Raw genomic sequence first — 12,384 nt, forward strand, 5'->3', positions numbered from 1 at the left:
AGCGCTGCTTCCGGGCCGTACCGCGAACAGGTCAACGACGCTTGGCGTCGCGCGAGTCGCCGCCGGAGGACAGGCCCTTGTCGAGACCGGCCCGCTTCAGCGCGTCCGCCATCGCGGAGTTGGCGAAGTCCGGCCGGCCGCCGCGCTGGGCGCCGCCGGACCGGTTGTCCCGGCCGCCGCCGCGCCGGTCCTGGCCGCCACGGCCGCCGCTCTGACCGCCGCCACCGCTCTGACCGCCACCGCTCTGACCGCCACCGCCGTGACCGCCGCCGCTCTGGCCGGCCTGGCCGCCACGGCCGGCGCCGGCCTGGCCGCGCTCGCCGCCGCTCCGGCCCCGGTCGCCGCCCCGGTCGCCGCCGCGGTTGCCGCCGCCGCCCGGTGCGCCGCGCTCGCCGCGCGGGCCGCCACGCTCGCCGCGCGGCCGGTCGCCGCGCGGCGCGCCGCCCTCGGCGTCGTCCTCCAGGCGCAGCGTCAGCGAGATGCGCTTGCGCGGAATGTCCACGTCGAGCACCTTGACCGTGACGATGTCGCCCGGCTTGACCACCTCGCGCGGGTCCTTGACGAACGTCTTGGACAGCGCGGACACGTGCACCAGACCGTCCTGGTGCACGCCGATGTCGACGAACGCGCCGAACGCGGCCACGTTCGTGACCACGCCCTCCAGCTTCATGCCCGGCGTCAGGTCGGAGAGCTTCTCCACACCGTCCGCGAACGCCGCGGTCTTGAACGCCGGCCGCGGGTCACGGCCGGGCTTCTCCAGCTCCGCGATGATGTCGGTGACCGTGGGCAGACCGAACTGCTCGTCCACGAACTGCGCGGGGGAGAGACGGCGCAGCGCGCCGCCGTTGCCGATCAGCGACTTCAGGTCGCCGCCGGTCGCCTCCACGATCCGGCGGACCACCGGGTACGCCTCCGGGTGCACGCCGGACGCGTCCAGCGGGTCGTCGCCGGCCGGGATGCGCAGGAAGCCCGCGCACTGCTCGAACGCCTTCGGGCCGAGGCGCGGCACCTGCTTGAGCGCGGCCCGGGACCGGAACGGCCCGTTCGCGTCGCGGTGCAGCACGATGTTCTCCGCGAGGCCGGCGCCGATGCCGGACACCCGGGTGAGCAGCGGGGCGGACGCGGTGTTCACGTCCACGCCGACGCCGTTCACACAGTCCTCGACGACCGCGTCGAGCGAACGGGACAGCTTCACCTCGGACAGGTCGTGCTGGTACTGCCCGACACCGATCGAGCGCGGATCGATCTTCACCAGCTCGGCCAGCGGGTCCTGCAGGCGGCGTGCGATGGAGACGGCGCCACGCAGCGACACGTCCAGGCCGGGCAGCTCCTCCGACGCGTACGCCGAGGCGGAGTAGACGGACGCGCCGGCCTCGGACACCACGATCTTCGTCATGCCGAGCCCGGGGAACGCCTTGATCAGGTCACCGGCCAGCTTGTCCGTCTCGCGGGACGCGGTGCCGTTGCCGATCGCGATCAGGTCGACGTTGTGCTTGGTGGCCAGCGCCGCGAGCGTGGCGATCGACTCGTCCCACTTCCGGCGCGGCTCGTGCGGGTAGATCGTCGCGGTGTCGACGACCTTGCCGGTCGCGTCCACCACCGCGACCTTCACGCCGGTGCGCAGGCCCGGGTCCAGGCCCATGGTGACGCGGGTGCCGGCCGGCGCGGCCAACAGCAGGTCGCGCAGGTTCGCCGCGAAGACGCGGACCGCCTCCTCCTCCGCCTCCTGCCACAGCCGGGACCGCAGGTTGATCTCCAGGTGCACCAGGATGCGGGTGCGCCAGGCCCACCGGACCGTGTCCTTGAGCCAGCGGTCGGCCGGCCGGCCCTGGTCCTCGATGTTGAAGCGGGCCGCGATCGCGGCCTCGTAGGTGGTCGGGCCCTCGACCTCGGTCGCGTCCGGCGACAGGGAGAGCTCCAGCACCTCCTCCTTCTCGCCGCGGAACATGGCGAGGATCCGGTGCGACGGCAGCTTGGTCAGCGGCTCGGAGAAGTCGAAGTAGTCCTTGAACTTCGCGCCCGCCTCCTCCTTGCCCTCGCGCACCTTTGCCGCCAGCACGCCGCGGCTCCACACCTGCTCGCGCAGCGTGCCGATCAGGTCCGCGTCCTCGGAGAAGCGCTCGACCAGGATCGCGCGCGCGCCGTCCAGCGCGGCCTGCGGCGTGGCGACGCCCTTCGCCTCGTCGACGTAGCCGGCCGCGGTCGCCTGCGGGTCGTGCGTGGGGTCGCCGATCAGCGCGTCGGCGAGCGGCTCCAGGCCGGCCTCGCGGGCGATCTGCGCCTTGGTCCGCCGCTTCGGCTTGAACGGCAGGTAGATGTCCTCCAGCCGGGCCTTCGACTCGGCCGCCAGGATCTGCGCCTGCAGCTCCTCGGTCAGCTTGCCCTGCCCGTGGATCGACTCCAGGATCGCGGCGCGCCGCTCCTCGAGGTCGCGCAGGTAACGCAGCCGCTCCTCCAGCGCGCGCAGCTGCGCGTCGTCGAGCGTGCCGGTCACCTCCTTGCGGTATCGCGCGATGAACGGCACGGTCGACCCGCCGTCCAGCAGCTCCACCGCGGCGGCCACCTGCCGCTCCCGCACGCCGAGCTCCTCGGCGATGCGCTGGTTGATGGCGCCGGCGCTCGCCGCCACGAACGCCGCGGTGGTCGCGGTCGGCGTCACCGCGACCGGCTCGGCCGCCGCGAGCACCTCGGGCTGAGCCTCGGCCGGGGGCAGTGCTGGGTCCACAGACGTAGTCACGCTTGATCCACCTTCTGATGTCATCTCGGCCGCCATTCTGCCCGCACCCACCGACACTTGTCGCGCCACCCCGTGCCGCACGGCGTGCCGCCGCGGACCCGGCGAACCGATGTTCGCGCTTCCGGCGCAGGGGCGGCGTGCCTCCGGCGGCAGGGACTCCCGCGGGCACCGGTCGCCGCCGGGGTTCCTCCCGACGGGTGCCGTCGCCGGTGGCGTCGCACCCCACCCCGTACCGTCCGGGGGCAAATGATCATCAGGCTGTTAGCGTGGCGGGATGGCTGATTCCGAGGACCCCCGTGCGCAGCGGCTCTCCGGTGCCGGGCGGGCGCCCGGCGATCTGGCCGGGTCGCCGTTCCGGGCGGACCGGGACCGGATCGTGTCGTCCACGTTCTTCGCCCGGCTGGGCGGCGTCACCCAGGTGATCAGTCCCGGCGGCTCCGGCCTGCTGGTGCACAACCGGCTGACGCACAGCCTCAAGGTCGCCCAGGTCGGCCGCGCGATCGCGGAACGCCTGCTGGGCGACGCCGGGCACCGCGACCTGCTGGACAAGCTCGGCGGGTGCGACCCGGACGTGGTGGAGGCCGCGTCACTGGCGCACGACCTCGGGCATCCACCGTTCGGGCACCTCGGCGAGCGGGTGCTGGACCGGCTCGCGCGGGAGCGGCTCGGGCTCGCGGACGGATTCGAGGGAAACGCCCAGTCGTACCGGATCGTGACCAGCACCGAGATCCGCGGCGAGGCGCGCGGCGAGACGATCATCGGGCTGGACCTGACCGCGGCCGTCCGCGCCGCGATGCTGAAGTATCCGTGGACCCGCCGGGGCTACCCGGCGCCGCACCCGTCCACGCTCAGCCCGGCGCCGCGCGGCGCGACCGTGCCGGCCGCGGAGCCGGACAGTGGTTCGCTGAAGTTCGGCGCGTACGGCACCGAGGTGCGTGACATGCGCCAGGCCCGCGCGCCGTTCGAGGGCCGGATCGCGGACTGGCAGCAGACCGCGGAGGCGTCCATCATGGACACCGCGGACGACATCGCGTACGCGATCCACGACGTGGAGGACTTCTACCGGGTCGGCGTGCTCCGCCAGGGCGAGGTCGCGGCCGAACTCTCCGCCTGGCAGCGGCACGCGGGCGAGCTGGCGATCGAGTCGGACGCGGCGCTGGAGCTGAACGCGCGCCGGCCCGGCCGGTCGATCGAGCGGCTGCGGCGCACGTTGCACCGCAAGGACTCCTGGGTCAGCGACGACGAGGCGTTCGCCACCGCGGTCGCGCACGTGCGCCGCGAGCTGGTCGACGGGCTGCTGTCCGCGCCGTTCGACGGCTCGGTCGAGGCGGAGCACGCGGTCTCCCGGTTCTCCGACACCTGGACGCGCGGCCTGGTCGACGCGATCACGGTGACCGACCGGCCGTCGGTGCGGTCCGGGCACGTGCTGCTCTCCCCGGTGCAGTGGCACGAGGTGCAGGTGCTCAAGTTCGTGCACCACCGGTTCGTGCTGGAACGGCCGGACCTGGCACTGCACCAGCGCGGCCAGGCCCGGCTGCTCGGCACGCTGGTCGAGGCGCTGCTCGCCTGGATCGACGACCCGGACGAGACCACCCGCCTGCCGCGCCGGCTGCACGACCTGGTCGAGCTGGCCGAGGCGGAGCTGGACCCGGCCACGCCGCACCGGTCCGCGCAGGCCCGCGGGCGCGCGATCGTGGACTTCGTGGCGTCGCTGACGGACAGCCAGGCGGTCGCGATGCTGGACGCGCTCTCCGGGCGCTCCGGTCAACTGTGGACGGACGCGTTCGTGCTCTGACCGGCACCGGCGATATCGGGGTGTCGCGCTGGTGATCATTTCGGTAGCGTGCGCGCGTGCAATCACCCACCCCCGATCCCGCCGAGCGGCCGGCCGCGGCCACCGGCGACACCGCCGCGCCGTCGCCCGCCGCATCGCCGGCGTCCGCCGAGCCGGCCTCCTCGCCCGTTCCGGCTTCCTCGCCCGTTTCGGCTTCCTCGCCCGTTCCGGCTTCCTCGCCCGTTCCGGCTTCCTCGCCCGTTCCGGCTTCCTCGCCCGTTCCGGCTTCGTCGCCCGCTCCGGAGAGCCGGCCCGCATACCCGCCCGCGGTCCTGGACGCGCCGGTTCTCCCACCCGTCGCGGGCACCGAGGTGCCCGCGCCACGCGCTGCCGAGGCCTCGCCGGCGTCCGCCGCCGGTTCCCTGCCCGCCGGCCCGGCCCAGCAGGCGGCCGCCCAGCCGGCCGCCCCGGTCGCGTCGGCTTCCCCGGCCACTCCGGTCGCGTCGGCTTCCCCGGCCGCCCCGATCACGTCGGGTTCCCCGGCTGAGCCGATCACGTCGGTTTCTCCGGCCACCGTGATCGCGCCGGCTTCGCCGGTCGCGTCGGCTGGTCAGGCCGCGTCGGACGTTCCGGCGTCGGCTGTTCCAGCCGCTGTGGCCGACGGCGGTCCGGTCCCGGCCGGTGGCCCGGTTGCCGCCGGTGGCCCGGTTGCCGCCGGTGGACCGGCGGATCCCGGCTGTGGACCGGCGGTCGAGGCGCAACTGCGGCAGCAGCCGCCGGTCCTGCCGCCGCCGGTCCTGCTGCCGCCGGCGCCGTCGGCGGACGTGCGCGGGCCCCGGCCCGGCACCGTGACCGTCGCGGTGATCCTGCAGTACGTGGTGGTCGCGCTGCTGGTGGCGATGGCCGGGCTGCTGGTCTGGGAGGGCGTCACCTACGGCCTGCTGATCGACGAGGCCGCGGACACCCCCGGTGCCTCGCAGTTCGACGCGGCCGCGGAGCGCGTCGCGAACTGGTCGATGAACGGCGTGGCCATCGCGCTGCTGGTGCTGCTGGCCGGCTGGCTGGTGACCAACACGCTGCTCACCGCGCGCGGCAACAACGTGACCCGGATCCTCAACGTGGCCGGTCTCGGCGCCGCGCTCGGCCTGGTCGTGCTCGGCGCCTGCAGCGGCGGCCTGATCGGCGCGCTCCCGTTCTCCACGACCGGCTACGGCGCGAGCGAACCGTTCGCGGAGTACCCGCTCGAGGAGGATCCGTTCCTCGAGGAGCCGCCGTCGTCCGGTGGCTACTACCACGAGAACGCGTTCTACGACCGGCTCGCCGACCTGGTGTCCGAGCGGAACTCGGTCGCCTTCGACGTCGGCATGCCGCTGCTCGGCGTGGTCGCGGTCTTCCTGGCGGTCGCCGTGATGGTGCTTCTGCTGGTGCCGTCCGCGAACCGCTGGTTCCACCCCGGCCGTCCGGCCGCCGGCCCGCGCCCGGGCCCGCAGCCGTGGCCGCCGCACGCCGCGCCGCCGATGGTCGCGCCGTTCACCGCGCCGCCGTTCGCGCCGCAGCCGTTCACGGTGCCGCACTTCGGGCCGCAGCCGAACCCGTACGTCCCGGCCCCGCAGTACCCGGTGCAGTCGCAGACGGTCCCGGTGCCGCCGAACTTCCCGGTGCCGCAACCGTCGCCGGTGCCGCAGTTCCCGGCGCCGCACCAACCGCAGTTCGCGGTGCCGCAACACCCGCAGTACCCGGTGCCGCAGCACCCGCAGCACCCGCAGTTCCCGGTGCAGCCGCCGCCGTACGCCCCCGGGCAGCGGCCGTACCCGGGTGACGTCCCACCGCAGTGAGCGTGCCGGGGGTACGGACGGGCCCCGTCCGTACCCCCGGACGGTTTCAGGCCGTCAGCTCGCGCAGCAGCGCGTCGAGCGCCAGGTAGGACCGCTGGGCACCGTCCGACATGCCGGACGCGACCATGCCGTCGAGGTCCTCCTTCGAGGTGAACCGGGACGTCGTGGTGAGTACGGTGCGCCCGTCCTCCTCCGTCAGGACCAGCGAGTCGGTGGCGACGTGCCCGGGCATGCCCTCGAACTCGAACGTCTGCACCAGCCGGTGCGGCGCCTCGATCTCCAGGAACTCGCCCCGGAACGCGTAGGAGTTCCCGTCGTCCGCGTGCTCGACGTACCGGTACCGGCCGCCGACCCGGAAGTCGATCTCGACGTCCAGCGGGTTGCCACGCCCCCACCAGCGGCGCAGGTGCTCCTCCTGGGTGTGGCAGGCCCACACCAGTTCGCGTGGCGCGTCCACCACGCGGGTCATGACGATCTCGGTGTCGGAGATCCGGTCCACGGTGAGCTGTTCGGTCGTCATGCTGTCTCCTCGTCGTGTGCTTGCAGGTCCCGCAGGTAGTCGTCGAGCGTCGCGTAGCGCTCGTCCCAGAACCGCCGGTACTGCTCCATCCACGTCGCGACCTCGCGCAACGGTTCCGGGTCGAGCCGGCACGGGCGCCACTGCGCGTCCCGGCCGCGAGCTATCAGCCCGGCGCGCTCCAGGACCTTCAGGTGCTTGGAGATCGCCTGCAGGCTGACCGGGAACGGTGCGGCCAGCTCGTTCACGCTGGCCTCGCCCTCGGTGAGCCGGGCCAGGATCGCCCGCCGCGTCGGGTCGGCCAGTGCCGCGAAGACCTCGCTGAGTCTGTCTGCCATCGTTCCTCAACCACCTGGTTAATTAACCGATGGGTTGAGCTTAGCGTGCCGACCACCCTTGTCAACCGGAAAGTTGAATACCGAAAATCGCTCGCCGGACCGGCGGCGTCGAGTGACCATCTGCGGATGTCCACGGAGGAGATCTGGCGGCGCGCGGTCGCGCACGTCGCCGCGCTGGCCACCGGTGAGCCACTCGGTGACGGCTTCGCCGTCGCGCTGCACTTCCACCCGGACCGGCTGACCCGGTCCGGCGAGCCGATCCTGGACGCGATGCGCCGGGACAACCGCTACCGGTCGCAGTTCGAGACCGGCACCGGCAACGGCGGGCTCACCGCGTTTCCCGGCGGCGACCGGTGGCGGTGGGAGAGCCGGCTGTTCGGCGGCGTCTACGACGAGGCCGAGTTCCGGCACCGCCCGGTCTACGGCTCGCTGTACCACGCCGGCCGGCCGGCCGGCGGCTCGCCGCGCTTCGGCTCGTCGTACTTCCGGCTGGCCGCGCACGCGCTCGACCGGACCACGTTCTGCTTCCCGGACAGCGTGCTGGATCCCACGCTCTTCGGCGTGCGGGCCCGGATGTCGGTGACCGAACCGGGGCGCAGCGACGATCCGCTGGACGACTACGTCGAGGCACACGTGCACGGGCCGGTGCTGCTCGACCGCGACGTGGACGCGCTGGTCCTCGACCCGAGCTACCGCGGCACCCCGGTGGAGGCGGCGGCCGCCGCGCTGCCCTGCCCGGTCGAGTGGCACCCCGGCTTCCGGGTGACCGCGGCCGAGCTGCGCCGGCACCCCGGCTACCGGCCGGACCCGGGCCGCGAGTGCGCGGAGCGCCTGGCCGGGGACGGATACCTGGTGCCGCGCCTGATCGGGGACGCGGCCCGCGAGCCGGGGCACGATCCGCAGTTGCTCAAGTGGGCCTGGCACTATCTGGCGCGGTACGGCGGATAGACCATTTCTCCTATCGTTTCCATAGGTGATGCGGCTCGTTGAGCGGGCATGACTGTCGCGATCATCGGGGCCGGCGCGAGCGGCATCCTGGCCGCCCGCGCGCTCCACCGCCGATGTCCGGACCGGGATCTGGTCATGATCGATCCGGCGCCGCCGGGCGGGCCGGCCTATCGCGCGCCGGAACCGTGGCACCTGCTCAACTCGCGCGCCGCCGCGATGGGGGACGGCTTCGTGCGCTGGGCCGGGCCGGCCGACCCGGACGCGTTCCTGCCGCGCCGGCGCTACGGCGACTACCTGCGCGCGATCCTCGGCGGTCTGCCGGTCGACCTGCGCGCCGACCGGGCGGTCCGGATCACCCGGGGCCCGGCCGGGCTGACCGTGCACCTCGCGGGCGGGCTGCCGGTGCGGGCGGCCGACGTGGTGCTGGCGCTCGGGCCGCCCCGGCCGGTGGTGCCCGCGTTCGCCGCCGGGCGGCCGGGCCTGGTGCCGGACCCGTGGGCGCCGGGCGCGCTGGACGTGATCGACCCGGCGTGGCCGGTCGTCGTCGCGGGCACCGGGCTGACCGCGGTCGACGTGGCGCTCACGCTGCTGCGCCGCGGCCGGTCCGCACCGGTCACGCTGGTGTCCCGCCGCGGCCTGCTGCCCCGCACCCATCAGGACCACCCGGGGGTACGGCCGGACGCCGCGCTCGTCGGCGCACTGGTCGCCCGGGGCCGCTCGCTGCGGTCGCTCGTCCGCGCGGTCCGGGAGCTCGCGGCGGATCACCCCGGCGGCTGGCAGCCGGTGATCGACGCGGTCCGGCCGCACGCGAACACGCTGTGGGCCGCCGCGAGCGAGGCGGACCGGTCGCGGTTCCTGCGGCACTGCGCCCGGCACTGGGACGTGCACCGGCACCGGATGGCCGGCCCGGTCGCGGCCGAACTCGGCCGGCACCTGGCGAGCACGGCCGTCCGGGTGCGCTGTTCATCCGTACCGCTGCAAGATTTTGATCTCGGGTCGGTCCAGGTGGTGAACGCGGCCGGGCCGGGCCGGCTGCCGTGGGCGGCGGATCCGCTGACGGCCGCGCTGATCGCGGACGGGCTGGCCCGGGTCGGCCCGCACGGGCTGGGCCTGGACGTGTGCGCGCCGCTGTGGCTGCTCGGTCCGCTGCGTCGCGGGCGGCTCTGGGAGACCACCGCGATCCCGGAGATCCGCGCGCAGGCGGACGCGCTGGCGACCGCGCTCAGCCGCACGGATGTATCGGACGTCGCCGCCTGATTTTGGCATATCGGATTCGATACGTTGGTGGCATGACTGATGCGGCGACCATGCGTTCGCGGGCGGAACAGATCACGGAGGAGATGTTCCTGCCGGCGGCGGCCGAGGTGGACCGGGCCGGCCGGGTGCCGCGATCACACCTCGACATGCTGCGGCGGTTCGGCTTCTACGGCGTGGCGGCCCCGGCCGAGCACGGCGGGCTGGGCATGGCGGACATCGCCACCGCCGCGTATCTGCTGGAGGTGCTCGCCAGCGGCTGCCTGACCACCACGCTGGTCTGGATGCAGCACCACGGTGTGGTGCTCGGCGCGGCCGCCAGCCGGACGCCCGGCATGCGCGAGTCGTGGCTGCCCCGGCTGGCCGCCGGCGACGTGCGCGGCGGGGTCGCGCTGGCCGGGCTGCGACCCGGCGGCGAGGGCATGCGGGCCCGGCGGGTGGACGGCGGGTTCGTGCTGGACGGCGAGGTGCCCTGGGTCAGCGGCTGGGACATGATCGACGTGGTCCAGGTGGGTGCCCGCGACGACGCCGGCAACGCCATGTTCCTGCTGGTCGACGCGGTGCCGTCGGACACGCTGACCGCCACCGTGCAGGACCTGGCCGCGCTGCGGGCGAGCCGGACCGCGGTGCTGCGCTTCACCGGGCACCCGGTGCCGGCCGACCGGCTGATGCACGCGCTGCCGCTCGACTCGTGGACGCGCACCGAGGCCGGCGGCTCCGCGCTCAACGGCTTCCTGGCGCTGGGCGTGGTGCGCCGCTGCTGCGCGCTGCTCGGCCCGTCGTCGCTGGACGCGGAACTGGAGACGGCCCGGGCCGCGCTGCTCGCCGCGGACGCGGAGAAGACGCCGGCCGCCCGCGCGACCGCGTCGGAACTGGCGGTCCGGGCCGCGGCCACACTGATCGTGCACTCCGGCTCGGTGGCCGGGCTGCGTGGCGGCCACCCGGAGCGGTTGCTGCGCGAGGCCGGCATGCTCCTGGTGTACGGGACCCGGCCGCTGATCCGCGACGAGCTGCTGGACCGCTACTCGTTCCGGCCGGCCGGCGGGGCGTGACGCCGCCCGGCCCGACTCGGCGGGGCTTCCGCGGTGGCCGTCACGACGTGACGATCCGGTCGTGGAGCGGGGTGGCGCCGCTGATGAAGGCGGGCATGTCGGCGCCGCCGACCGCGCGTCCCGGCTCCTGGTCGCGGGCCGCGAGCGCGTTCAGCCGCTGCACCGGGATCCGGCCCGCGGACAGGCCGGCGACCAGCACCGTGTTGCCCCACTTCCGGCCGCGCAGCATGCCGTTCTCGGCGATCACGCACACGTCCGGCAGCACTGCGCCGAGCGTCGCCGCCATCACCCGGGACCGGGCCAGCGGCGGTACGTCCACCACGTTCACCGCGAGCAGCCCGTCCGGCCGCAGCAGCCGGGCCGCGGCCCGCACGAACCCGGTGCTGGTGATGCTCCGCGGCATCTGCGCCGCCTGGTACACGTCCGCGACGACCAGGTCGAACTCGCCGGCGGGCAGCTCCTCCAGCGTCTCCCGCGCGTCGCCGAGCAGCATCGTTACGCCCGCGTCCGCGGGCAGCGGCAGCCGGTCCCAGATCAGCGCCATCAGCAGCGTGTCCCGGTCGACCACGGTCTGCACCGAACCGGGCCGGGTGGCCGCGACGTAGCGCGGCAGGCTCAGCGCGCCACCGCCGAGGTGCAGCACGCGCAGCGGCACGCCCGGCTCGGCCACCGTGTCCACCACGGTGACCAGCCGCCGCATGTAGTCGAACTTCATCCGGGTCGGGTCGCCGACGTCGACGTACGACTGCGGCACGCCGTCGACCTGCAGCGTCCACGCGCCCGGCGCCGTCGCGTCCGGAACCAGCTCGGCGAGGCCGAAACCGGTCGGCATCGCCACCCCCGCAACGGGTTCAGGGAGATTCACGCACCCAACGTACGCCCACGAGAAAAGGGCCGGCGAGGTCCACCGGCCCTTTCCGTCACGCTGCCGGTTACTCCGACGGCTGCGGCACGTCGCAGTCCACCTTCGGGTTCAGACCCACGTAGTTCAGCGGCCCCGCCACGATCGTGACCGCGGTGGTGGAGATCTCCGCACAGTTCTCCGGGTCGTTGGCGAAGTAGCCACGCTGTCCCGCCGCCAGTGCGCCGATGATCAGCCAAATGACGATGACGACCGCTCCGATACGCACGCCAGCCTCCTATATAGAGCGTGTGACATATTCGCCCGCACGCTGCCCATCGTGTGGTATCAGCTCTCTACCCAACCGCGCTCCGCGCTACACGGCCGGTCGGACGGGCGCGCGCACGGCCGCGCCGGCGCCGGACGGCCATCGCGGCGAAATCACACCAGCCTCCTAGGATGCGATACGCGGTGTGACGACGGCAGCACGCGGCGGCGAACCTGCCGGGAAGTTGAGCGAACGTGGTCCGGGCCGGGTGGCGGCGGGGGCGCGGGATCGGGCGGAGACCGTCCCGGGCGGCGCCGGCCACCCGGTGACCGCGCGTTGCTCGCGCGGCTTCGCGCGTTACCCGAGCGGCTTCGCGCGTTACCCGAGCGGCTTGTGGAAGTGGTGTTTGCCGGTGCCGCCGGGCATGCCGGGGGTGTAGCCGACCTCGCGGTAGCCGTGCCGCAGGTAGAAGCCGGGCGCGTGGAACGACATGGTGGCGACCACGACGCGGTCGCAGCCGCGCCGGCGGATCTCGTCCTCGGCGGCGGCCAGCAGCCGGGCGCCGTGGCCCCGCCCGCGGTGCTCCGCGCGCAGCCACAGCGAGGAGATGCCGCCGCAGCCGCCCCAGGTGTAGCCGGTGAGGCCACCGATCAGCGTGCCGTCGTCGTCGGTCAGCCGGATGGCCAGGTTCCGGTGGTCGTCGGCACCGACCGCCGCCTCGTTGATCGCGTCCAGTTCGTCGGACAGGCGCTTCTCGAGGTCCGGGTCGTCGTCGCGAAGATCGAGCATGGACGCGAGTCTCTCCGATGATCAGGGCGCC

The 12,384-nt window shown here is 74.2% G+C and carries 11 protein-coding genes; 5 read left to right on the forward strand and 6 right to left on the reverse strand.

Annotation, left to right across the window (positions count from 1 at the left end; all coding sequences use genetic code 11):
• Positions 1–31: 31 nt before the first annotated feature.
• Positions 32–2,629: a Tex family protein gene (locus tag J2S44_RS34525; RefSeq protein WP_310430068.1), complete on the reverse strand. Its 2,598-nt coding sequence runs from the start codon at positions 2,627–2,629 to the stop codon at positions 32–34.
• Between the two features lie 382 nt (positions 2,630–3,011).
• Here J2S44_RS34525 and J2S44_RS34530 point away from each other — a divergent pair, with 382 nt between their 5' ends.
• Positions 3,012–4,532, forward strand: coding sequence for a deoxyguanosinetriphosphate triphosphohydrolase family protein (locus J2S44_RS34530; protein WP_310422766.1), 1,521 nt, complete (start codon positions 3,012–3,014; stop codon positions 4,530–4,532).
• Positions 4,533–5,164: 632 nt separating this feature from the next.
• Complete coding sequence (locus J2S44_RS34535) at positions 5,165–6,346, forward strand: hypothetical protein (protein ID WP_310422769.1); 1,182 nt, start codon at positions 5,165–5,167, stop codon at positions 6,344–6,346.
• A gap of 46 nt (positions 6,347–6,392) precedes the next feature.
• On the opposite strand, the gene J2S44_RS34540 is transcribed toward J2S44_RS34535, so the two are convergent.
• The gene (locus J2S44_RS34540; RefSeq protein WP_310422772.1) at positions 6,393–6,866 is read right to left on the reverse strand and encodes an SRPBCC family protein; all 474 of its coding nucleotides are present in this window, start codon (positions 6,864–6,866) and stop codon (positions 6,393–6,395) included.
• On the reverse strand, positions 6,863–7,201 hold the full coding sequence (locus J2S44_RS34545; RefSeq protein ID WP_310422776.1) for an ArsR/SmtB family transcription factor: 339 nt from the start codon (positions 7,199–7,201) through the stop codon (positions 6,863–6,865). Before J2S44_RS34545 ends, J2S44_RS34540 begins: the two co-directional genes overlap by 4 nt.
• A 126-nt stretch (positions 7,202–7,327) precedes the next feature.
• On the opposite strand from J2S44_RS34545, the gene J2S44_RS34550 reads away from it, so the two are divergent.
• Genes J2S44_RS34550 through J2S44_RS34560 form a run of 3 tightly spaced genes read left to right on the forward strand, consistent with a single transcriptional unit; the run spans position 7,328 to position 10,455 of the window.
• A complete protein-coding gene (locus tag J2S44_RS34550) occupies positions 7,328–8,149 on the forward strand; it encodes a DUF3626 domain-containing protein (protein WP_310422779.1) in 822 nt (273 codons plus the stop codon).
• 48 nt (positions 8,150–8,197) lie between these two features.
• A complete protein-coding gene (locus J2S44_RS34555; RefSeq protein WP_310422782.1) occupies positions 8,198–9,406 on the forward strand; it encodes an FAD/NAD(P)-binding protein in 1,209 nt (402 codons plus the stop codon).
• A 32-nt stretch (positions 9,407–9,438) separates the two neighbouring features.
• On the forward strand, positions 9,439–10,455 hold the full coding sequence (locus J2S44_RS34560) for an acyl-CoA dehydrogenase family protein (protein ID WP_310422785.1): 1,017 nt from the start codon (positions 9,439–9,441) through the stop codon (positions 10,453–10,455).
• Between the two features lie 40 nt (positions 10,456–10,495).
• Here J2S44_RS34560 and J2S44_RS34565 read toward each other — a convergent pair whose 3' ends face one another.
• From J2S44_RS34565 to J2S44_RS34575, 3 genes are all read right to left on the reverse strand, one after another.
• Positions 10,496–11,320 (reverse strand): spermidine synthase, encoded by an 825-nt coding sequence (locus tag J2S44_RS34565; protein WP_310422788.1) that lies wholly within the window; start codon positions 11,318–11,320, stop codon positions 10,496–10,498.
• A gap of 67 nt (positions 11,321–11,387) precedes the next feature.
• On the reverse strand, positions 11,388–11,585 hold the full coding sequence (locus J2S44_RS34570) for a hypothetical protein (protein ID WP_310422790.1): 198 nt from the start codon (positions 11,583–11,585) through the stop codon (positions 11,388–11,390).
• 357 nt (positions 11,586–11,942) lie between these two features.
• Complete coding sequence (locus tag J2S44_RS34575) at positions 11,943–12,353, reverse strand: GNAT family N-acetyltransferase (protein WP_310422793.1); 411 nt, start codon at positions 12,351–12,353, stop codon at positions 11,943–11,945.
• Between the last annotated feature and the right edge of the window lie 31 nt (positions 12,354–12,384).

This window comes from Catenuloplanes niger, from assembly GCF_031458255.1.
Classification (GTDB): Bacteria; Actinomycetota; Actinomycetes; order Mycobacteriales; family Micromonosporaceae; genus Catenuloplanes; species Catenuloplanes niger.